This window comes from Alcanivorax sp. REN37, from assembly GCF_041102775.1.
Taxonomy (GTDB): domain Bacteria; phylum Pseudomonadota; class Gammaproteobacteria; order Pseudomonadales; family Alcanivoracaceae; genus Isoalcanivorax; species Isoalcanivorax beigongshangi.
Genome location: NZ_JBGCUO010000001.1, coordinates 2,092,055 through 2,113,100, shown reverse-complemented (window position 1 = coordinate 2,113,100; position 21,046 = coordinate 2,092,055). Strand labels below are relative to the sequence as shown.

The 21,046-nt window shown below is 64.4% G+C and carries 22 protein-coding genes and 1 tRNA gene; 16 read left to right on the top strand and 7 right to left on the bottom strand.

Features of this window, described 5'->3' with window-relative positions:
- The first annotated feature begins 11 nt into the window (after positions 1-11).
- From queE to AB5I84_RS09620, 3 genes are all read left to right on the top strand, one after another.
- The gene (gene queE / locus AB5I84_RS09630; RefSeq protein ID WP_369455639.1) at positions 12-653 is read left to right on the top strand and encodes a 7-carboxy-7-deazaguanine synthase QueE; all 642 of its coding nucleotides are present in this window, start codon (positions 12-14) and stop codon (positions 651-653) included.
- Between the two features lie 20 nt (positions 654-673).
- A complete protein-coding gene (gene queC / locus AB5I84_RS09625) occupies positions 674-1,342 on the top strand; it encodes a 7-cyano-7-deazaguanine synthase QueC (protein WP_369455638.1) in 669 nt (222 codons plus the stop codon).
- 83 nt (positions 1,343-1,425) lie between these two features.
- Positions 1,426-1,500, top strand: a tRNA-Lys gene (locus AB5I84_RS09620).
- Here AB5I84_RS09620 and AB5I84_RS09615 read toward each other — a convergent pair.
- Positions 1,488-1,718, bottom strand: a complete 231-nt coding sequence (locus AB5I84_RS09615) for a hypothetical protein (protein WP_369455637.1) — start codon at positions 1,716-1,718, stop codon at positions 1,488-1,490. The two genes, AB5I84_RS09620 and AB5I84_RS09615, sit on opposite strands and share 13 nt — an antisense overlap.
- Here AB5I84_RS09615 and yedA point away from each other — a divergent pair.
- The 3 genes from yedA (at position 1,717) to AB5I84_RS09600 (ending at position 5,108) form a co-directional block, all read left to right on the top strand.
- The gene (yedA, locus tag AB5I84_RS09610; protein WP_369455636.1) at positions 1,717-2,610 is read left to right on the top strand and encodes a drug/metabolite exporter YedA; all 894 of its coding nucleotides are present in this window, start codon (positions 1,717-1,719) and stop codon (positions 2,608-2,610) included. The two genes, AB5I84_RS09615 and yedA, sit on opposite strands and share 2 nt — an antisense overlap.
- A gap of 131 nt (positions 2,611-2,741) precedes the next feature.
- Positions 2,742-3,791 (top strand): quinolinate synthase NadA, encoded by a 1,050-nt coding sequence (nadA, locus tag AB5I84_RS09605; protein ID WP_369455635.1) that lies wholly within the window; start codon positions 2,742-2,744, stop codon positions 3,789-3,791.
- A 135-nt stretch (positions 3,792-3,926) separates the two neighbouring features.
- Positions 3,927-5,108: a benzoate/H(+) symporter BenE family transporter gene (locus tag AB5I84_RS09600; RefSeq protein WP_369455634.1), complete on the top strand. Its 1,182-nt coding sequence runs from the start codon at positions 3,927-3,929 to the stop codon at positions 5,106-5,108.
- A 4-nt stretch (positions 5,109-5,112) separates the two neighbouring features.
- Here the strand turns inward: AB5I84_RS09600 and AB5I84_RS09595 are convergent, their stop codons facing one another.
- The 4 genes from AB5I84_RS09595 to AB5I84_RS09580 all read right to left on the bottom strand — a co-directional run bounded on the left by AB5I84_RS09595 (position 5,113) and on the right by AB5I84_RS09580 (position 10,084).
- Positions 5,113-6,288: an MFS transporter gene (locus AB5I84_RS09595; protein ID WP_369455633.1), complete on the bottom strand. Its 1,176-nt coding sequence runs from the start codon at positions 6,286-6,288 to the stop codon at positions 5,113-5,115.
- Positions 6,289-6,344: 56 nt separating this feature from the next.
- On the bottom strand, positions 6,345-6,863 hold the full coding sequence (locus AB5I84_RS09590; protein ID WP_369455632.1) for a MarR family winged helix-turn-helix transcriptional regulator: 519 nt from the start codon (positions 6,861-6,863) through the stop codon (positions 6,345-6,347).
- 146 nt (positions 6,864-7,009) lie between these two features.
- Positions 7,010-8,491, bottom strand: a complete 1,482-nt coding sequence (locus AB5I84_RS09585) for a DEAD/DEAH box helicase (protein ID WP_369455631.1) — start codon at positions 8,489-8,491, stop codon at positions 7,010-7,012.
- A gap of 120 nt (positions 8,492-8,611) precedes the next feature.
- A complete protein-coding gene (locus AB5I84_RS09580) occupies positions 8,612-10,084 on the bottom strand; it encodes a M48 family metalloprotease (RefSeq protein WP_369455630.1) in 1,473 nt (490 codons plus the stop codon).
- Between the two features lie 12 nt (positions 10,085-10,096).
- On the opposite strand from AB5I84_RS09580, the gene AB5I84_RS09575 reads away from it, so the two are divergent.
- Positions 10,097-10,348 (top strand): sulfurtransferase TusA family protein, encoded by a 252-nt coding sequence (locus AB5I84_RS09575; RefSeq protein WP_369455629.1) that lies wholly within the window; start codon positions 10,097-10,099, stop codon positions 10,346-10,348.
- Here the strand turns inward: AB5I84_RS09575 and AB5I84_RS09570 are convergent.
- Positions 10,345-10,815 carry a peroxiredoxin gene (locus tag AB5I84_RS09570; protein ID WP_369455628.1) on the bottom strand — a complete coding sequence of 157 codons (471 nt, stop codon included), beginning with the start codon at positions 10,813-10,815 and terminating at the stop codon, positions 10,345-10,347. The genes AB5I84_RS09575 and AB5I84_RS09570 overlap by 4 nt on opposite strands.
- A gap of 248 nt (positions 10,816-11,063) precedes the next feature.
- Between AB5I84_RS09570 and dapA the strand changes: the two genes are divergently transcribed.
- The 9 genes from dapA (at position 11,064) to AB5I84_RS09525 (ending at position 20,135) form a co-directional block, all read left to right on the top strand.
- Positions 11,064-11,948, top strand: a complete 885-nt coding sequence (gene dapA / locus AB5I84_RS09565) for a 4-hydroxy-tetrahydrodipicolinate synthase (RefSeq protein ID WP_439650200.1) — start codon at positions 11,064-11,066, stop codon at positions 11,946-11,948.
- Positions 11,948-12,550 (top strand): NlpB/DapX family lipoprotein, encoded by a 603-nt coding sequence (gene bamC / locus AB5I84_RS09560; RefSeq protein ID WP_369455627.1) that lies wholly within the window; start codon positions 11,948-11,950, stop codon positions 12,548-12,550. Before dapA ends, bamC begins: the two co-directional genes overlap by 1 nt.
- Complete coding sequence (locus tag AB5I84_RS09555) at positions 12,547-13,326, top strand: MBL fold metallo-hydrolase (protein WP_369455626.1); 780 nt, start codon at positions 12,547-12,549, stop codon at positions 13,324-13,326. Before bamC ends, AB5I84_RS09555 begins: the two co-directional genes overlap by 4 nt.
- 53 nt (positions 13,327-13,379) lie before the next feature.
- Positions 13,380-14,096 (top strand): phosphoribosylaminoimidazolesuccinocarboxamide synthase, encoded by a 717-nt coding sequence (gene purC / locus AB5I84_RS09550; RefSeq protein WP_369455625.1) that lies wholly within the window; start codon positions 13,380-13,382, stop codon positions 14,094-14,096.
- A gap of 161 nt (positions 14,097-14,257) precedes the next feature.
- Complete coding sequence (locus AB5I84_RS09545; protein ID WP_369455624.1) at positions 14,258-15,454, top strand: acetate kinase; 1,197 nt, start codon at positions 14,258-14,260, stop codon at positions 15,452-15,454.
- Positions 15,455-15,475: 21 nt separating this feature from the next.
- Entirely contained in the window at positions 15,476-16,285 is an 810-nt protein-coding gene (locus AB5I84_RS09540; RefSeq protein ID WP_369455623.1) for an alpha/beta fold hydrolase, read from the top strand.
- A gap of 11 nt (positions 16,286-16,296) precedes the next feature.
- Positions 16,297-18,360 carry a phosphate acetyltransferase gene (gene pta / locus AB5I84_RS09535; protein ID WP_369455622.1) on the top strand — a complete coding sequence of 688 codons (2,064 nt, stop codon included), beginning with the start codon at positions 16,297-16,299 and terminating at the stop codon, positions 18,358-18,360.
- Positions 18,361-18,583: 223 nt separating this feature from the next.
- Positions 18,584-19,036: a hypothetical protein gene (locus AB5I84_RS09530; protein WP_369455621.1), complete on the top strand. Its 453-nt coding sequence runs from the start codon at positions 18,584-18,586 to the stop codon at positions 19,034-19,036.
- Positions 19,037-19,439: 403 nt separating this feature from the next.
- Positions 19,440-20,135 (top strand): GntR family transcriptional regulator, encoded by a 696-nt coding sequence (locus AB5I84_RS09525; RefSeq protein WP_369455620.1) that lies wholly within the window; start codon positions 19,440-19,442, stop codon positions 20,133-20,135.
- 1 nt (position 20,136) lies between these two features.
- On the opposite strand, the gene cysZ is transcribed toward AB5I84_RS09525, so the two are convergent.
- Positions 20,137-20,982 (bottom strand): sulfate transporter CysZ, encoded by an 846-nt coding sequence (gene cysZ, locus AB5I84_RS09520; protein WP_369455619.1) that lies wholly within the window; start codon positions 20,980-20,982, stop codon positions 20,137-20,139.
- Between the last annotated feature and the right edge of the window lie 64 nt (positions 20,983-21,046).

The window sequence follows — 21,046 nt, the reverse complement described above, 5'->3', positions numbered from 1 at the left end:
GTCTGTCCAGCATGGATCTTCGTATCACCGAGATCTTCTACTCTCTTCAAGGCGAAGCACGCAGCGTCGGCCGCCCGACCGTGTTCGTGCGCCTGACTGGTTGCCCCCAGCGTTGCAGTTGGTGCGATACCCCTTATTCATTCCAGGGCGGTGAGAAGCAGTCACTGGACAGCATTCTTGCCACGGTGGCGAGCTACGGCGCTCGGCACGTCTGCATCACCGGCGGCGAGCCGTTGGCACAGCCCAATGTGCACCCGTTGATGCGTCAGCTGTGTGATCTGGGCTACGAGGTCAGCATCGAGACCGGGGGTTCACTGGACATTGGCGAAGTGGACCCGCGGGTTACGGTGGTGATGGACCTGAAGGCGCCGGATTCCGGTGAAGTGCACAATAACCGCTTGGAAAACTTGGCGCTGCTGAAGCCCACTGACCAGATCAAATGCGTGCTCGCCAGCCGCCGTGATTACGACTGGGCGCGCCTGCAACTGGACCAGCACCGGCTGGTGGAGCGGGTGGCGGATGTGTTGTTCTCCCCGGTGTGGGACCAGCTGCCGCCGGCGCAATTGGCGGAATGGATCCTCGCTGACCGGTTGCCGGTGCGCTTCCAGTTGCAACTGCATAAGGTGCTGTGGGACGACGCCCGCGGCCGCTGAACCAGATTGGGAGAACCGCAATGAAACGAGCCGTGGTATTGCTGTCCGGCGGATTGGACTCGGCCACTTGTCTGGCCATGGCGCAGGCTGCTGGCTATGAGTGTCACACGCTGGCATTCGATTATGGCCAGCGCCACCGCACCGAGCTGGAAGCCGCTGCCCGTGTTTCTGTCAGCCTTGGCGCCAGTTCCCACCGGGTAGTGGGTATCAGCCTCGACACCATCGGCGGCTCGTCGCTGACCGATACCTCCATGGCGGTACCGGAGCAGGAAGGCGAAGGGGTGCCAACCACCTATGTGCCGGCGCGCAATACTGTGTTCTTGTCGCTGGGGCTGGGATTGGCGGAAGTGCTGGCGGCGCAAGCGATCTATATCGGCATCAATGCGGTGGATTATTCCGGCTACCCGGATTGCCGCCCGGCGTTCCTGACCGCGTTCCAGACACTGGCTGATGTGGCCACCGTGGCCGGCGTCGAAGGGCATGGCCCGCGCATCGAGGCGCCGCTGCTGTCGATGAGCAAAGCGGAGATCGTCACTGCCGGTACCCAATTGGGGGTCGACTACGGTGCCACCATCTCTTGCTATCAGGCCGATGAAGACGGCCGTGCCTGTGGCCGTTGTGACAGTTGCCGCCTGCGCCGTGCCGGTTTCGAGGCCGCTGGCTTGGCCGATCCGACCCGCTACGTCTGAGCGGTTCGGCGCGGCGATAGAAAAAGTTCGCCAAAGTGCTTGTCATGAAATAAAAAAGCAGTATCATGTGCGCCTCATCCGACGGGTCGTTAGCTCAGCGGTAGAGCAGTTGGCTTTTAACCAATTGGTCGATGGTTCGAATCCATCACGACCCACCATACAAAGCAGCGTTGATACCGCCTTTCTCCATCAACGCCGCGCTGCCACCAAGTGGCCCTGCATCAACACAGCCCATCCCTGCGATGGGCTGTTTTTTTTCGTTGCGTTTTTTATTTTTTCGGACTGCTTGCGGAGTGCTGCGATGACAGCGCACCGTATGGCGGCGGTTGCCGGTCGGCAGCCGTCGGAGGCTGGCTGACACTGCGAGCGCGACCATGACCCCTGCTGCACCCCGTTCCTTGCCTTGGCTATTAATCGGTGCGTTCTTTGCACTCTATTTCATCTGGGGCTCCACCTATCTGGTAATCCGTATCGGCGTGGAAACTTGGCCGCCGATGCTGCTGGCCGGTGTGCGTTTTCTGATTGCCGGGATGCTGCTGGCGGCGTGGGCGCGTTGGCGCGGCTTGCGCTGGCCGACTCGACGTCAATGGGCCGGCGCCGGCGTTTTGGGTGTGCTGCTGCTCGCCTGCGGCAACGGCGGTGTGACGGTGGCGGAACACTGGGGCGTGGGTTCCGGTGTCGCGGCGCTGGTGGTGGCGACGGTGCCACTGTTCGCGTTGCTATTCGCGCGTTTGTTCGGTGATCGCAATAGCGCATTGGAGTGGGGTGGGGTGCTGCTGGGCGTGGTCGGCATCGTGCTGCTTAACAGCGGTGCCAACCTGCAGGCCAGTCCAGCAGGTGCTGGCTTGATTGTGTTCGCTGCCGCGGCCTGGGCGTTTGGCTCGGTGTGGAGCCGGCGCTTGGATTTGCCCGCCGGAGCCATGGCCAGCGCGGCGCAGATGCTAGTCGGTGGCACGGTCTTGCTGTGCGGCAGCTGGCTTGGCGGCGAGTCGATGCAGCAGTGGCCGGATCTGCGCGGCTGGCTGGCGCTGGGCTATTTAGTGGTGTTCGGTTCCATCATTGCGTTCAGTGCTTACGTGTACCTGCTGGCCACGGTGCGGCCGGCGGCGGCCACCAGCTACGCGTTTGTGAATCCGGCGGTAGCTGTGGCGCTGGGAGTGATGTTTGCCGATGAGCAGGTGGGTATAGCAGAAGCGCTGGCGATGGCGGTGATCATTGCCGCTGTGGTGCTGATTGGGTTGCCACAATGGCGTCGCCGTGAGCCCTGAAGGACGGGCGTGCTGCAGGCCGCAGCGCCGAGGCTGTGTTGTTGTGCAATTGTGCTATGATGGCCCCCCGAACGGCCCTGTGCCATAAGCGTAACCTGTTGAAAGAGAAGCAAAACTTCTCTTGGAAGCTGATGACTGCCGAGGCAATTACGCTGGTGCGCCAACACCTGGACCGCATTCAGCCCACTCCCGAACTCGATGACGCCGCCCGCGAGCAATACCGCGCGCGGATCAAGCAATTGCTCACTGAGCGTGACGCCGTGCTGGTGGCGCATTACTACACCGATCCGGAAATCCAATCGCTGGCAGAAGAAACCGGCGGCTGTGTATCCGATTCGCTGGAAATGGCGCGCTTTGGCAAGGAACATCCTGCGTCCACCCTGGTGGTGGCCGGGGTGCGCTTCATGGGCGAAACCGCCAAGATTCTCAGCCCAGAAAAACGCGTGCTGATGCCGACGCTGGAGGCCACCTGTTCGTTGGACCTTGGCTGTCCGGTGGATGAATTCAGCGCGTTCTGCGACCAGCATCCGGACCGCACTGTGGTGGTGTACGCCAACACCTCGGCGGCAGTGAAGGCTCGCGCTGATTGGGTGGTGACCAGTTCCATCGCGGTGGAACTGATCGAGCACCTGGATCGCCAGGGCGAAAAAATCCTCTGGGCGCCGGATCGCCATTTGGGTGATTACGTGGCCCGAAAAACCGGCGCCGATGTGCTGTGTTGGGACAGCGCCTGTATTGTCCACGAAGAATTCAAGGCCAGGGGCGTGCTGGACCTGAAGCAGGCCTGGCCGGATGCGGCGGTGCTGGTGCATCCGGAATCGCCGGCATCAGTGGTGGAATTGGCCGACGTAGTGGGTTCCACTTCGCAGCTGATCAAGGCCGCTGCCGAGCTGCCGCACCAGCGTCTGATCGTGGCCACCGATCGCGGCATCTTCTACAAGATGCAGCAACTGGTGCCGCACAAGACGCTGGTAGAAGCCCCCACTGCTGGCAACAGTGCCGAATGCCGCAGCTGTGCCGCCTGCCCGTGGATGGCCATGAACGCCCTCGACAACCTGTGCCAAGTGTTGGAAGACGATCAAGGTGCCGGCCAAGAAATCCAGGTCGACCCACGCATTGCTGAGCAAGCGATGGTGCCGTTAAACCGCATGTTGGAGTTCGGTCGCGCGCTCAAGCGCTGATCTGATTGCCAGAAAAAAGCCCGCAATTGCGGGCTTTTTTTATTTTTGCTCCTGCGCCGACGCGGCCGATGCGGTAAAAAGACCGCTTTCCCGCGCTGCCTTCTGTGGGTGGTGGCGCTTGTTTGGAGAGCTGTCATGTCTGCCTCGCGGTCCGCGTTTCCTTGGCGCGACTTTTCTGTTTCATCGGTAGTGGCCGGTTTGGTCTCGGTGTTCACTGGTTACGCCTCTGCTGCCGTCATTGTGTTTCAGGCGGCGGCCGCCGCCGGCGCGACGCCGTCGCAGGTCAGTTCCTGGATGTGGGCGTTGGGCATCGGTATGGGCGTCAGTACCTTGCTGCTCAGTTGGCGTTTCCGCATGCCGATCGTCACGGCCTGGTCGACACCGGGGGCGGCGCTGCTGGCCACCAGCCTGCCCGGTGTCAGCCTTAACGAGGCGGTGGGTGCGTTCCTGTTTTCGGCACTGCTGATGACATTGTGCGGTGTCACCGGTCTGTTCCAGCGGGTGATGCACCGTATTCCGTTGTCGCTGGCGTCGGCGCTGCTGGCCGGTGTGTTACTGCGTTTTGGTTTGGATCTATTCACCAGCCTTGAACAAGAACTGCTGCTGGTCAGCGCCATGCTGATCACCTTCGTGCTGTGCAAAAGTCGGCTGCCCCGTAGCGCGATTCCGCTCACTTTGCTGGTGGGGCTGGTGGTGGCGGCGTTGCAACAGCAGCTGCATTTTGGCGGTGTCAGCGTGGCGCTGGGCAAGCCAGAGTGGGTGGCGCCGGCGTGGTCTTGGGCGACCTTGGTCGGCGTTGGCCTGCCGTTGTTCGTGGTCACCATGGCGTCGCAGAACCTGCCCGGAGTGGCGGTGCTGAAAGCCAACGGCTACCAGCCACCGGTGTCGCCGCTGCTGACCACCACGGGTACCACCAACTTGCTGCTGGCACCGTTCGGCGCTTACGCGCTGAACCTCGCTGCGATCAGCGCGGCGGTGTGTATGAGTGCCGATGCCGATGCCGATCCGCGCCGTCGCTACACTGCCGCACTGTCGGCTGGGGTGTTCTATCTGCTGATGGGCATTTTTGGTGCCACCGTGTCCGGCCTGCTCGGTGCTTTCCCGCCGGCGTTGGTGGCGGCCATGGCCGGGTTGGCGTTGGCAGGTACCTTGGCCAACGGCCTAGTGATGGCGCTGCAGGACAGCAGCCATCGTGATGCCGCATTGCTGACCTTCCTCATGACCGCATCCGGCATCAGTCTGTGGGGCATCGGCTCCGCGTTCTGGGGACTGCTGCTGGGCGTGCTGGTGTTGCTGTGCCAGCGGCGCAGTGCGTGATCATTCAGTTGCGCGCGGTGGCGGGTGCCGTGCCGGCGTAAACCGCGCAGCTACCCAACACCAGCGCCATCAGACTCAGCAACGCGCTCAGCGGCAGGGCCGCGCCCCAGGTGGCCACGGCGGGGCCAAGGCTCGCGCCGATGAACAGCACGAAGGTGTACAGCGCCACTGCCATACCGCGACGGCCGTCATCGCTGGCACTGGCCACTTGTGCGATCAATGCCGGCACGCTGACGCCGATGCCGGCCACCAACAGCACACTGCCGCCCAGCAGCAGATCCAAGGCGTCGCTACTGCCGCCAGCACTGACTGCCAAACCGAGAGCGGTCAGTGTCAGCCCGCCACAGAGTATTGGCCGCGTGCCCCAGCGCGTGATCAGCAGGGCTACCGCCAGCGGTGCCAGGAATGCCGGCGCCGCCAGCGCCCGCAGCGCCAATGGCGAGATGCCGGCGGCGGCCAAGCTCGCTCCCAACTCCCGATCGACGCTGATGTAGTAGGCGACGAAGCTCATCAGTAGGAACAGCGCCGGGACATAAGCGCGCCGTAACACGCGGTCGGCCAGCAGCGTGCCAAGCGTGCGGTAGCCGCCCAGAAAGCCGTGCAGTGCAGTGGCGGAGCGGGGCACAGGCGGTTGCCGCCACAACGCGGCGGCAGCGACCAGATACACCGCACACAGCGGCAACAAGGCATTGCCGAAGCCGATACGGCTGGCGATGGCGACGCCATAGATCTGTCCCAGCAGGCCGGCGGACAGGAAGGCGGTACTCATCCAAGCCACGCCCCAGGCGCGTTGCCGGGTTGAGCCGTGTTCGGCTATGAAGGCGATCGCCACCGGCGGGAATGACGCCGCGGCGAAGCCTTGCAGTATCCGTCCCGCCACCAGCAGCGCCGGCGTGGTCACGCTGGCGAGCAGTGCGGTGATGATCGCCAGCGCCAGCAGACCGCCGAGTAGCACAGTGCGACGGCCAAGCCGATCGGACAGCGGGCCGAACACCAAAAAGCCGCAGGCGTAGGCGACGCCAAAGCTGCTCAGCAGGCCGGTGGCACCGATGCCGTGTTGCGCTGAAAGTTGCGTCAGTAGCGGCAATGGCAGGTACAGCAGTGACACCACAGCCAAGGCGCAGCACACCAGCAGTACGCGCAGCGTCAGTGATGGTGCCGAAGATGGCAGAGTATTCATGATCAATGTTCCTTGCTGATATGAAGTTAACTACACATTTGGGCAAAAAAAGCGCCTCAGGGGGCGCTGCGGCGCGGCGGCAGGACGCCGGCTTGGTTCAGTTTCAGCATCAGCCGATCCAGCATGCGCCGTTCTTCGGCATCGAAGTGGCTCATCAGCGCGGCGACCCAGCGGTAGTGCACCGGCAGTGCTTGGCCCAGTGTGTCCTGCCCTGCGGGCGTCAAGGTGATCAACCACGCACGGCGGTCTTCCGGGTGCGGATTGCGGCGGCACCAGCCGTTCTTTTCCATGCGGTCGAGAGTGCGAGTCATGGTTTGCGAGGTGACGGCTACCCCTTCCGCCAAGGCGCCCACGCTCAGCCCCTGCGGATTGCGTCGTAGCAGGATCAGCACGAAGAACTGGGTCTGGCTGAGGCCGCAGTGGTCGGCCAGGTTGGCTTCGAAGGCGCCCAGCATATCGCTGGTGGCGGCGGCCCAGATCAGCCAGCTCTGCAAGCCGTCCACATCCGGGTTGCCGTATTCGGCGCCAAGCGTGACCAAGGTGTCGTAGCTAGGAAGGTCTTTGAGTTCGAACATGGCGGCGGCATCTGACTGGACGAAGGCTGAAATGTAGTGAGCTACATAACTGCCGTCAAGTCGTTGTTCGCAGGTTGTGGTCGGCACCAATGAAAAGAGCGCTGGATCGACTCACAGCGCTCTCGGTCAAGCAGGTCGGCCGCGGCTTAGATCACGGCGCCGGAAGTGGGTCGCCGACGGCGGCGGCGACGGCGCTTGGCGTCGTCCGTGCCAGCACCGGTGTTGCCGTTGCCGGCCGGGGCTGACGCCGCCCGTGGCGGGCGCGCGGCGCTGTTGCCGTTGTCTTGGCGCGGGCGTTGGCCGCCGTTGCTGTTGCCACTAGGCTGGCCGCCACTGCGGTTGCCGGATGCACTCTGACTGCGGCCTCCGGCATTAGCGCCGGCGCCCTGACCACGACCGCCGCTGCTGCTCCGATTGCCCGCTTGCTGCCCGCGACCACCGCCGCCACCGCCACGGTTCTGGCGACCATTGGGGATCGGCTCTGGCACGGCGTTGGGGTCTGGTTCGAAGCCGGGCAGGATGGCTTTTTCCAGCGGCCGGCGAATCAGTTTTTCGATCCCCGCCAGCAGCTTGTGCTCATCCACGCACACCAGGGACACCGCTTTGCCGTCGGAGCCGGCGCGGCCGGTGCGGCCGATGCGGTGTACATAGTCTTCCGCCACGTTGGGCAGTTCGTAGTTCACCACATAGGGCAGTTCGCTGATGTCGATGCCGCGCGCGGCGATATCAGTGGCCACCAGCACCTGCAGGTCGCCGGACTTGAATTCCGCCAGCGCGCGAGTGCGTGCCGACTGGCTTTTGTTGCCGTGGATCGCCATCGCCGGAATGTCGTCTTTGGATAGCTGCTCGGCGAGTCGGTTGGCGCCGTGCTTGGTGCGCGTGAACACCAGCACCTGATACCAGTTGTGGCGTTTGATCAGTTCCGCCAGCAGTTCGCGTTTGCGTTCACGGTCGACCCGGTATACCAGCTGGTCGACGGTATCGGCGGTGGCATTGCGGCGTGCTACTTCGATGATTGCCGGGCGGTTCAGCAACCGCTCGGCCAGCGCTTTGATGTCGTCGGAGAAGGTGGCCGAAAACAGCAAGTTCTGGCGCTCCTTCGGCAGCAGTGCCAGCACCTTGCGGATGTCGTGAATGAAGCCCATGTCGAGCATGCGGTCGGCTTCATCCAGTACCAGTATCTCGATGCCGGACAGGTCCAGGTTGCCTTGCTGGGCGTGGTCCAGCAGTCGGCCGGGGCAGGCCACCAAGATATCCAACGGCTTGCGCAGGCGGTTCACCTGCGGCTGCATGCCGACGCCGCCGAACATCACCATCGAGGTGAGCGGCAGGTGGGTGCTGTAGGAACGCACCGATTCTTCCACCTGGGCCGCCAGCTCGCGGGTCGGCGCCAGCACCAGCGCGCGGATGCGGCCGCGCTTGCGCGGCGGCGTATCGGTCAGGCGCTGCAGCAGCGGCAGGGTGAAACCGGCGGTCTTGCCGGTACCGGTCTGGGCGCCGGCGAGCAGGTCACCGCCGCGCAATACCGCGGGAATCGCTTGTTGCTGGATCGGTGTCGGGGTGTCGTAACCCTGCTCGCGCACTGCGCGCAGGATGGCGTCGTTCAGGCCGAGATCGGCAAAGGACATGGAAGCTCCACTGCAGGACAGAGCCGTGCGCGGCGGCACGGAAGTGGGGCGAGACAGGGCTCGCCCGGTGACAGGTGGCGCGCATGGTAGCTGTCCGCGGGCCGAGTCTCCAGCGCCGCATCAGAATCGTTCGCTGGCGAGGGCTTCCATTTGCCGCAGTCGGGCCCGGATTTGGGCGTTGAGGTCGAAGCGTTCGTTACTCTGCGCCAGTGCATAGCGCATCTGTTCCAGCGCGCGGTCGGACTGGCCCACCGCAAAATACAGCTCGGCGCGGGCAAAGTGGGCACGGGCGAGGTCGTTGTCTTTGCCGGCGGCATCGGCAAGCAGTTGCCACAGCGCCGGGTCGCTGCGCCGGCGCAGCTGACGCTCCAGCACTTGGCGGGCATCGGGATACCGCTGCGCCGAGATCAGGCTGCGCGCCAGCAGCACGCTGGCGGCATAGTGGTCGGGCGTGGTGCGTAGCACGTCCTCAAGAATGGTTACGGCTTGCGCCGGCTGGCCGCGTTCGTTGGCCACTTCCGCCAGCGCAATGCGGTACCAGAGCTGGTTGGGGTCCGCCTGCACCAGCGCATTGAGGGTGCGTTCCGCCAATTCGAACTGCCGTACGCGCGTTGCCGCCACCGCTAAGCCGAAGCCGGCGGCCTGCTGTTCGAGGCTGGTGCCGCCTTTATAGAGCCCCTGGAAATAGCTCAGCCCCTGCTGCGGATTGCTGAAGAAGCGGGCGCGGATGCGCGACTGGGCCAGTTGGAAATCCGGCGTCATGCGCAGCGGCGGGGAGCGCATGGCATTGGCGCGGCTGCGTGCATCCGCCACCCGGTCTTCAGTGAGTGGGTGGGTGAGAATGAATTCCGGCGGCCGCCCTTGGTATTGCACATTACGCAGCAACCGCTCGAAGAAGCGCGACATGGCGCGCGGATCGTAGCCGGCGTTCACCAGTGTCTGCATGCCGACGCGATCGGCTTCCCGTTCGTGATGGCGCGAGTAGGCCAGCTGGTTCTGGATCGCCGCCGCTTGCGTGGAGGCGATGCCGGCCATGCCGGCCTCGGCGTTGCCGGCAATCGCCACCGCCAAACTGGCCAGCATGGCAGCGAACATGGCAGCGTTGAGGCGCTTGCTGTCAGCGTAACGGCGGGTGAAATGGCGCTGGCTGACGTGGGCGATTTCGTGCGCCACCACCGAGGCCACCTCGTCTTCGCTCTCGGCATTGAGGAACAACCCAGCGTTGAGGCCGATCACGCCGCCGGGTACCGCGAAGGCGTTGATATCGCGGCTGTTCACCACGATGATCGCCAGGTCCGGTTCGGCCAGATCGCTGTGCGACGCCAGCCGGTAGACCAAGTGCTCGACATAGTCCTGCACCAGCGGGTCATCCAGAATACCCACCTGGCCGCGCAGTTCGCGCAGCCAGGCACGGCCGAGGCGGAATTCCTGCTCCGGGGTCAGATAGACACTGGTGGGGTCGCCCAGATCCGGCAGGCTCGGCGCCGGCGCTGCCACTGCGGTGGGCAGCGCGGTGACTAACGCCATCACCAAGGCCCCTAGGCGCAACGCGCGGCGGGCCGGTTTAGAACGAGGACTGTGACGTTGAACCATGCAGGCTCCGGATTGCCTGAACTGCGACTGCGGGACGCCCAGCGTGTTGACGCCTGTGGCCTGCGTTGCCCGCTGCCCTTGTTGAAACTGCGCCAAGCATTGCGCCATGCCCCGGCCGGTACCGAACTGTGGTTGTCGGCTGATGATGCTGGGGCGCAGCGCGATGTGCCGGCCTACCTCAGACAGTCCCCGCACCAACTGGTTCGCGATTGGCACGACGGAGCGGCCTGGCACTTTCTGGTGCTGGCAGCCGGCGAAGCTTAGAGCGCCTGCAGCGCTTCCAGCACCGCGGCGGCGTGGCCCGGTACTTTCACCTTGCGCCACTGTTGGCGCAACACACCCTGCTCATCGATGAGGAACGTGCTGCGGTCGATGCCCATGTATTCGCGGCCGTAAAGCTTCTTCAGCTGCATCACGTCGAACAGGCGGCACAGGGTTTCATCCGGGTCGCTGATCAGCTCGAACGGGAAGCCTTGCTTGGCTTTGAAGTTCTCGTGGGTGCGTAGGCTGTCGCGCGAGACCCCGAACACCTCGCAATTGGCGGCGTGGAACTGCTGATGCAGATCGCGGAAGTCGCCGCCCTCGGTGGTGCAGCCCGGGGTATGGTCCTTGGGATAGAAGTAGAGCACGTAGCGGCGTCCGCGCAGCGCCTCGCTGTCGACGGTGACGCCACTGGTGGCGGTGGCGGTGAACGCGGGTACCGGCTGATCCAGAGACAGGGACGAAGTCATCGCGAAGGCTCCTTGACGGTGGATGGGGGCACATAGCTTGGCGGCAAAGCGACGATGGCGCAAAAGGCGGCAATTTTTTGCCATGCCGGGGAACCCCCGGCGTCAGTGGCACTCCATGTCAGGGTCGTTGCCGGCCCGGTGGGCGCCTTGTCGGCACCTTGGGTGGCAAGTACCATAGCTCCCTTGATTTTGGCGCCCCGGCCATCGGCTGCGGGTACGGCACAGAATGAGTTTTCCCGGAGTAAAACGTGGATATTCGCGGCAGTATCGTGGCACTGGTCACCCCTATGCATGCAGATGGCTCAGTGGATTGGGAGCGGTTGCGCAAGCTGGTGGATTGGCACGTCGAACAGGGTACTGATGCCATCGTGGCGGTGGGCACCACCGGCGAATCTGCCACCCTAGGCTTCGAAGAACACGATCTGGTGATCCGTGAAGTGATCTCCGCCGCCGCCGGCCGTCTGCCGGTGATCGCCGGCACCGGCGCCAACTCCACCGAAGAAGCGATCCGCCTGACCCGTGACGCACAGAAAGCCGGCGCCGATGCCTGCCTGCTGGTCACCCCCTACTACAACAAGCCGACCCAAGAAGGCTTGTACCAACACTTCCGCGCCATTGCCGAGGAAGTGGAGATTCCGCAGATCCTCTATAACGTGCCCGGCCGCACCGCCTGCGACATGCTGCCGGACACCGTGGTGCGCCTGAGCCAGGTGCCGAACATCGTTGGCATCAAGGAAGCCACCGGCAAGCTGGAGCGGGTGCAAGACATCCTGTCGCGCACCAAGGACGGCTTCCGGGTGTACTCCGGTGATGACCCCACCGCCATTGAAGCGATCCTGCTGGGCGCCAGCGGCAATATTTCTGTGACCGCCAACGTGGTGCCCAAGTGCATGGCGGAAGCCTGCGCGGCCGCACTGGCCGGTGACGGTGATCGCGCTCACACGCTGGATGCCGGCATGCGCGATCTGCACCAGAAGCTGTTTGTCGAATCTAACCCGATCCCGGTGAAGTGGGCGCTGCAGGAGATGGGGCTGATCGACGCCGGCATCCGCCTGCCGCTGACCCCGCTGTCCACGGACGGTCAAGCACAACTGCGACCGGTGCTGACTGCCGCCGGCCTGCTGGAGGCATAATGATCCGCCTTGTTCCCCTCGGTACCGCATTGCTGGCTGTGGCCGGCTGCAGCTGGCTGCCGGACCGCACCCTGGTCTACCAGGAAGCGGAAACCGCGCCACGCATGGAGGTGCCGGCGGGTACCTGGTTCAGCGGCTTCGACGATCTTTACCCGATCGAGCACGCCGACCAGCGGCTGCAGGTGAAAGACTCCCACCGTGGCCGTTTTGACGCGCCGCAGCCGCCGCGGGTGGTGGCCATGGCGGAACCGGGCACTGATGACAGCACGGTGCCGCCGCCGGCCCAGCCGCGCGCGCTGCTCGGCCGCGATGGCAACGGCTATCCGATTATCATGCTCAACAGCCCGTTCGTGTGGGCGTGGCAGTATGTCGGTGATGCGCTGGCGAAAACGCCGCTGAAGGTGGACGACCGTGATCGTGAACAAGGCGTATTCTTCGTGCGCGTCCCGTCCGATCTCGGTGTGGCGGTGAAGCAGGTGCAGCTCAAACTCAGCCAGACCGTTAACGGCACCCAGGTCGCGGTGCTGAACCAGACTGGCACCAGTCTGGTGGAACAGGACGCCGGCCGCATCATCCTGGAGCGACTGCACAGCGCACTGTGAAACTTGCATCCCTCGGCAGTGGCAGCAAAGGCAATGCCACGCTGATTGCCTCCGGCACGACCTTGGTACTGGTGGACTGCGGGTTCACCATCAAGGAAACCTGCGCCCGCATGGCCCGGCTCGGGCTCAGCCCGGCCGACCTCACCGCCATCCTTGTCACCCACGAGCACGGCGACCACATCCGTGGTGTGCTGCCGCTGGCCCGTCGTTTCCGCTTGCCGGTGCACCTGAGCTTCGGTACCTTGCGCGCAATTTCCCACGCTGGCAGTCGCCATCGCGTGGAGGGGGTCGAACTGGCGGAACTGCGCCCCGGTCGGCGCCTGCAATTGGGTGATCTCGATGTGCTACCGGTACCGGTGCCCCACGATGCGTGGGAGCCGGTGCAGTTCGTGTTCGAGCAGGGCCGGCGCCGTGCCGGTGTGCTCACCGATCTCGGCAGCCTCACCGCCCATGTGGTGGAGGCGTATCGCGATTGCGATGCGCTGCTGCTGGAGTGCAACCACGATCTCGGCATGCTGGCGGCAGGGCCTTATCCGCTGTCGTTGAAGCGCCGGGTGGGGGGCGACCGCGGCCACTTGAACAACCTGCAGGCGGGCAACATGGTGCGGCAACTGACCCAGCCGCGCCTGCAGCATCTGGTGCTGTCGCACCTGAGTGAACAGAACAACACCCCGGACCACGCGCTTGCGGCAGTGGCGGAGGCCGGGCTGGACGACCCGCGTCGCGTGCGCGTGGCCTGCCAGGAAGGCGGCTTCGACTGGCTCGAAGTCCAGTGAGACCCCGGCGCATGCGCCGACGAAACCGACACCCACACAAGTAGGTAGCCACAATGGAAAAACGCAAAGAGCTGTACGCGGGCAAAGCCAAGTCCGTCTACACCACCGACGACGCCGACCGGCTGGTGCTGTGGTTCCGCAACGACACGTCCGCTTTCGATGGCGAGAAGCTCGAGCAGCTGGATCGTAAAGGCGCGGTGAACAACCAGTTCAACGCCGCGATCATGGAAAAGCTGGCGGCGGCCGGCATCCCGACCCACTTCGAGAAACTGCTGTCGCCGCAGGAATCGCTGGTCAAGCGACTGGAAATGATTCCGGTGGAGTGTGTGGTGCGCAACATCAGCGCCGGTTCCCTGTGCCGCCGCATCGGTGTGGAAGAGGGCCTCGACCTGAACCCGCCGACCTTTGAGTTGTTCCTCAAGAACGACCCGCTGCACGACCCGATGATCAACGAAAGCCTGGCGGTCAGCTTTGGCTGGGCCACCGAAGCACAGCTGGCGACCATGAAAGAGCTGTCGCTGAAAGTGAACACCGTGCTCAAAGAGCTGTTCCTGACTGGCAACATGCTGCTGGTGGACTACAAGCTCGAGTTCGGCCTGTTCAACGGCGAAGTGGTGCTGGGCGATGAGTTCAGCCCGGACGGCTGCCGCCTGTGGGACAAGGACACCCGCGAGAAGCTGGACAAAGACCGCTTCCGCCAGGGTCTCGGCGGCGTGGTGGAAGCCTACGAAGAAGTGGGTCACCGGCTGGGCATGACGTTCGATTACTGAGCCCGGCAGCTGCCTAAAGTTGACGCCCCGCCCGGTTCGCCGCGCGGGGCGTTTTGTTTGTCGGCGGTCAGTATCGCGGCTGGCAAGGGTAGTCGTGGTGCGCAGAACCCGCGATGATGTGCGCTTTTGTACAGTCCGGTGACCGACCCTAAGGAGGCAGGATGGCGGCCAGTCTGGTTCTGGTGATCAATTGCGGCAGCTCCTCGATCAAGTTTGCGTTGGTGGATACCGCCGACGGTGAATTCCCACTGCACGGCATGGCGGAGCGCCTCAACAGCCCGCAAGCAGTGATCCACTGGGTGATCGGCGACCAGCGTCGCGACGTGGCGCTGCCGGACGGCGACCACAAGGCGGCGCTGGCGGCGCTGCTGCCGCACGTGCAGGAGTTCGCCGGTGACCGACTAGTGGCGATCGGTCACCGGGTAGTACACGGCGGTGAAGCGTTCACCGAAGCCTGTGTGGTGGATGCGGCGGCTCACCGTGCCATCAGTGCCGCCGCGGCCTTGGCGCCGCTGCACAATCCGGCCAACCTGCTCGGCATCGATGCCGCCGCCGCGCTGTTCCCGGCGCTGCCGCAGGTGGCGGTGTTCGATACCGCGTTCCACCAGACACTGCCGCCGCATGCCTACCGTTATGCGTTGCCGGAAGCGCTCTACACCGAGCAAGGCGTGCGCCGCTATGGCTTCCACGGCACCAGTCACAACTATGTCACCGCCCGCGCCGCCGCCATGCAGGGGGTGCCGGTAGACGCCAGCGCTTGGCTGTCGGCGCACCTCGGCAACGGCTGCTCCACCTGTGCCGTGCTGAACGGCCGCAGCGTCGACACCAGCATGGGCTTCACGCCGCTGGAAGGCTTGGTCATGGGCACTCGCAGCGGTGATGTGGACCCCAACCTGCACGGCTTCCTCGCCCGTGAACTGGGCTGGGACCTTGAACGCATCGACAGCTTGCTCAACCGCGAGAGCGGCTTGTTGGGGCTGTCTGGGTTGTCCAACGACATGCGTACGCTGGAGCAAGCCCGCGCCGACGGCCATGCCGGCGCCACCCTCGCCATCGAGGTGTTCTGCTACCGGTTGGCGAAGTCGCTGGCAGCACTGGCGTGTGCGCTGCCGCGCCTAGATGGCTTGGTGTTTACCGGCGGCATCGGCGAAAACTCGGTGCTGGTACGTGAGCGCACCGTGGCTCACTTGCAGCTGTTCAACCTGCGCCTGGATGCCGAGCGTAATCGCCGCTGCGTGGGCGGAACCTCCGGTCCGATCCAAGCCGACGGCAGCGCCGCCATCCTGGTGGTGCCGACCAATGAAGAATTGCAGATCGCCATGGAGACCCGCGCCTGCGTGCAAGCCATGGCGGCGTGAATGATTCCACTGGAGACAAGCATGCACAGTGATGATGTCCGCGTGCCCACCGCACGCGGTGAGCTGTTCAGCCGCCGCTGGCGCCCGGCCGATGCCGTGCCAGGCGCCGCCCCGGTGCTGCTGTTCCATGACTCGCTCGGCGCGGTGGCGCTGTGGCGTGATTTTCCCGCCCAGCTGGCGGCCGCACTCGGCCGCGAGGTGATTGCCTATGACCGGCTCGGCTTCGGTGCGTCGGATCCCTATCCGGCGGCGCAGATTGGTGCTGATTTCATTGCCGAAGAAGCGCGCTATTCGCTGGCGGCGCTGCAACGGGCCCATGGCTTTGCCGACTTCATTGCCTTCGGCCACAGCGTCGGCGGTGCTATGGCGAGCCACTGCGCGGCCGCCGCCCCGGCCCAATGTCTGGCGCTGATCACCGAATCGTCACAGGCGTTCGTGGAAGATCTGACGCTGGCCGGCATCCGCGCAGCGGCCGAACAATTTGCCCAGCCCGGGCAGCTGGAGCGGCTGGCGCGTTACCACGGCGATCGGGCCGCTTGGGTGCTGGCGGCCTGGATCGACAGCTGGTTGGCGGAGTCGATGGCCGATTGGACCATCGAGCCGGTGCTGGCGCAGGTGCGCTGCCCACTGTTGGCGCTGCACGGCAGCCACGATGAATTTGGCTCGCCCGCCCATCCGGCGCGTTATGCCGGCGGCGTGTCGGGCCACAGTCGCCAGCATCTGCTGGCTGATTGCGGCCATGTGCCGCACCGGGAATACCCCGATACCGTGATCGCGCTGGTGCGCGATTTCTTGGCCGAGGCGTTGGCGCCGGCCACTGACGCAGGCTGACAGGAGTGTCCATGCACATCTATTTCGTTGCCCCCACCGGATTCGGTGTCGGTCTTACTTCGGCCAGCTTGGGGTTGATGCGGGCGCTGGAGCGCAGTGGCCTCAAGGTCGGCTTCGTTAAGCCGGTGGCTCAGCATCATCCCGGCGATGACGGCCCGGAGCGCTCCACCGAACTGGTGGCGCGCACCTTTGGTATGCGACCGCCGCTGCCGCTGCCGCGTGAGGAAGCGGAACGCCTGCTCGGCAACGGCCAGGGCGATGCGCTGCTAGAAGAGTGCGTGCGGCGCTTCCACGAAGCCGCCGACGGCAAAGACGTGGTGGTGGTGGAAGGGCTGGTGCCGACCCGCAAGGTCGGTTACGCCGCTGGCCTCAACACCGATATCGCCAAGAGCCTCGGCGCCAGCGTGATCCTGGTGTCGGCGCCGGACAACGACTCGGTGGATGAGCTGGCCGGGCGGCTTGATATCCAAGCGCAGACGTTCGGTAGCCGGGTGCGCGGCATCATCCTCAACAAAGTCACCGATGCCGAGTTCGTGGTGCGCCTGCGTGAGCGCTTGCCGCGTTCGGTGGCCAGCAGCTTGCACGTGATCGGCGCGGTGCCGTGGAACGACGAACTCACCGCACCGCGTACCTGCGACGTGGCCGAACAGCTCGGTGCCAAGGTGCTGCACGCCGGCGACTATCAAAACCGGCGCATGGGCAAGATCGTGCTTTGCGCGCGCGCGCTGGCCAACACCGTGGAGCTGTTCCAGCCCCATGTGCTGGTGGTCACCCCTGGCGACCGCGATGACATCATCATCGCCGCCTGTTTGGCGGCCAATAATGGCGTGCCGCTGGCTGGGCTGCTGCTGTGCACCGGCTTCGAGCCGGACCCACGCATTATGGCGCTGTGTCAGAGCGCGCTCGATACCGGCCTGCCGGTGATGACGGTGGCCACTGGCTCCTACGACACCGCCACCTCGCTCAACCGCATGAACAACGAGATTCCGGCGGACGATCGCGAGCGGGCGGAGAAAGTCACCGATTTTGTCGCCGAACATCTCGACCAAGATTGGCTGCTACAGCAGTGCGGCCTGCCGCAGGAACCGACGCTGTCGCCGGCGGCGTTCCGCTACCAAATGGTGCAAATGGCGCAGCGTGCCAACAAACGCATCGTGCTGCCGGAAGGCGCCGAGCCGCGCACCGTGCAGGCGGCGGTGATCTGCCACCAGCGCGGCATCGCCCGCTGTGTGCTGCTGGCCAAGCCGGATGCGGTGGAGGCGGTGGCCAAATCCCACGGCATCACGTTGCCGGCAGAACTGGAAGTGATCGACCCAGACAGCATCCGTGGCCACTACGTGGAACCGATGGTGGAGCTGCGCAAAAACCGTGGCCTGACCGCGCCGGTAGCGGCTTCGCAACTGGAGGACACGGTGGTGCTCGGCACCATGATGCTGGCCACCGGCAATGTGGACGGGCTGGTGGCCGGCGCCATCAACACCACCGCCGCCACCATTCGCCCGGCATTGCAGCTGATCAAAACCGCGCCGGGTTACAACCTGGTGTCGTCGGTGTTCTTCATGCTGCTGCCGGAACAGGTGCTGGTGTACGGCGACTGCGCGGTAAACCCGGACCCGACCGCGCCGGAACTGGCCGAGATTGCGCTGCAAAGTGCCGCTTCGGCGCGGGCGTTCGGCATTGATCCGCGGGTGGCGATGTTGAGCTACTCCACCGGCGATTCCGGCACCGGCAGCGACGTCGAGAAGGTGCGCGAGGCGACCCGGCTGGCGCGCGAGAACGATCCCACCTTGCTGGTGGATGGGCCGCTGCAGTACGACGCGGCAGCCATCGAAAGCGTGGGCCGCCAGAAAGCGCCCAACAGCCCGGTGGCAGGCCGCGCCAATGTGTTCATCTTCCCTGACCTGAACACCGGCAATACCACCTACAAGGCGGTCCAGCGCAGCACCCACAGCCTCAGCGTTGGGCCGATGCTGCAAGGGCTGCGCAAGCCGGTGAACGATTTGTCGCGCGGCGCGTTGGTGGAGGACATCGTCTACACCATCGCGTTGACCGCGATTCAGGCCATGGACGACTGACCGTGCTGACCGGGGAGAGCGGCGCTGCTGCGGAACTGTGAGCAGCCGCGCGCTTGTTATCCTCCCAAGCAGTTTGCAGAATGCCAAAGCGCCCATCTGGGCGCTTTTTTTATTGGGTTGATTGATCCGGGGGGGTGCCTAGCGCCCTATACGGCAGTGATGAGCTGCCGCCGCGGTCCGGCGTCGCCGGTGCCGCCACTAAAACAATGATTAGAGGTGAACCATGATCAAGCGCGGACTGCTGTGTGCAGCGCTGCTGTGCCCGGCGCTGGCGTCGGCGGAATTGCTGGTAGGGCTGGGTTACACCAACGGCGTGGTGGGGCCGAACCTGGAGTGGGCCAACGAGCGCTACAGCCTTTACGTGCTGCCCGGCGCGCACCTGCGCAAGGGCGGGTTGGACACGGACGAACTGCGCTGGGTGGTCGGCGCCCGGCGCCCGCTGGAGCGCACCACCATGCAAATGCCGGGGTTTTTTGTCGGCGCCATGTTCGGTGATCTGGGCGAGCGCTCGTACGAGCGGCTTGGCCTCGGCGCTGAGCTGGGCCGCCAGTGGCTGACGCCGTCGGTGCGCTTCACCGTCAGCGCGGGTATTGCGGTGCTGGAAGAAAAAAGCGCTTACGACAAGGACATGGAACCGACGTTGGTGCTCAGCACCACCTTCAGCATGCGTCGCTGAAGCCTGGCAAAGCCCCTAATCGGGCAGGTCACGGCGTGCAAGTACTTGAAGTTTTGCACAGGGTCTGTTGGGCCTTGTGCACCGCAGCGGACAGCACAGAGCTGCCGTCGGTCAGCGAATGATCAGCGCTAAGTGATTGATATCAATAAAAAATAGTGTTGCGTGAATTTTCATCGTTTTGTAGCAAGTGCCCGATTGATGCGGCCTGTGGCCGCTTCTCCCCGCCTTGTTCACAAAGTTATCCACAGAATCTGTGGGTAACTGTGGACAGTGGCAAGTGACCGGTGCGTCACGCATGGCCGGCCGGGGCAGGGGGTGTTTTACGATCTTTGTTGTATAGTCCGACAATGCGGTGACGGTTGTCCGACACCGATCCAGCGACTTTCCAGCGTGGGGTGCCGCCATGCAATTCAAAGCCAACGACAGTCTGTCGGAACAGATCGCCCAGCATTTGGGCCAACAGATCATCCGCGGAGAAATGCTGCCCGGCGACCGCATTCAGGAGCTGCGCATCACCAGCGAGCTGGAAGTGAGCCGTGGCTCGGTGCGCGAGGCACTGCTGATCTTGCAGCGCCGCCACCTGATCGACATCCTGCCGCGCCGTGGTGCGGTGGTGAAAGACTTGTCAGAAAGCCAAGTGCGCAGCCTTTACGAGATTGCCCAGGTGCTGCTCGGGCTGGTGGTGCGCAAGGCCATCAAGGTGATGAAAGAAGAAGACCTAGATGTGTTCATTGAGCTGATTCACCAGCTCAGCGAGCAGGCCGCCAGCCGCGATACCCAGGCATTTTTTGACAGCAGCTTCGCATTCTTCGAAACGCTTTATCCCTATGCCCGCAATGATTTTGTCGAAGACATTCTTGCCAATCTGGACCCCGCCATCCGCCGCGCCTACTACATGGCGATCCACATTGATCCGGACGAAATGAAAGAGTGCCTGGGCTTCTTTAAGGCCACCATCGAAACCATCTTCCGTCGCGATGTGCGTTCGGCGCTGGAGATCATCCGCGAATTTGCCGAGCACCAGTCATCGCTGGTGCAGGAATCGATCCAGCGCGCGCGCCAGATCGAAGCCGCTTGGGGCCGCCGCAAGCAGCGCTGAGTCAACGCTGCACACTGCTGTCGGTATGGCGGCCGGCCGGCGTCACCACCACCGCACCCTGGCTGGCCATGGCCGGCCGTGGCGCCATTCGCTCCAGCCAGAACAGGGTGCCGGCGATCACCGCCACCGGCATGATCACCAAGTTCACCAGGGGCACCAATGACAGCCCGAGGATGATGCCGCCCAGCGACAGCACCGCCAGTCGCCGCTGGCGCAGCCGCGCCAAGACCTCGGCAAAGGGCACCAGGCGGGTGTCGGCGCCGTAGTCGATGTATTGAATTGCCATCATCCATGCGCTCCAGCCGAACCAGAGCGCGGTGCCGAGCAGGTTGAGGCCGGGGATGAACGACAGGATCACCACCAGTATCAGCAGCAGCACGGCGCGCCACAGCCAGTACCAGAATTTGCGCAGCTCGCGCTTGATGGTGCGCCAAGTCATGCCGGCGATGCTCTCTTCCGGCTGCGGCGGGAAGCCCAGCGGACCGGCGTGCATCAGGTCCACCTTGGCGGCGAGGAAGCCCATGAACGGGCTGGCCAGCAATTGCGCCACCGCGGTGAACACCGTCGCCATCAACACCAGCAGCGACAGCCACACCACCACCTGCAGCAGTCCCGACAGCAGCGATAGTCCCGGGTTGAGGAACGCGAAGGTGCCTTCGATGGCCCAGCCGGAGGCATAGCCAGCAATCAGGCCGCTGATCCAGGTGGCAGCAAAGTAATAGGCAGTACCGAACAGCAGGATGTTGACCAGTACGGGTACGACCACCCAGCTGCGCAGCGTGCGACTGCGCGCCAGCGCGGCACTGCGGCGCAGGGTGTCGAGGGCTTCGGCAAAGGGTGCGATCACGGCGGGTCCTTGGCAGCAAATGAACAGCGGTCCGGCGTGGCCGGCCCCGCACAGGATAGCCGAC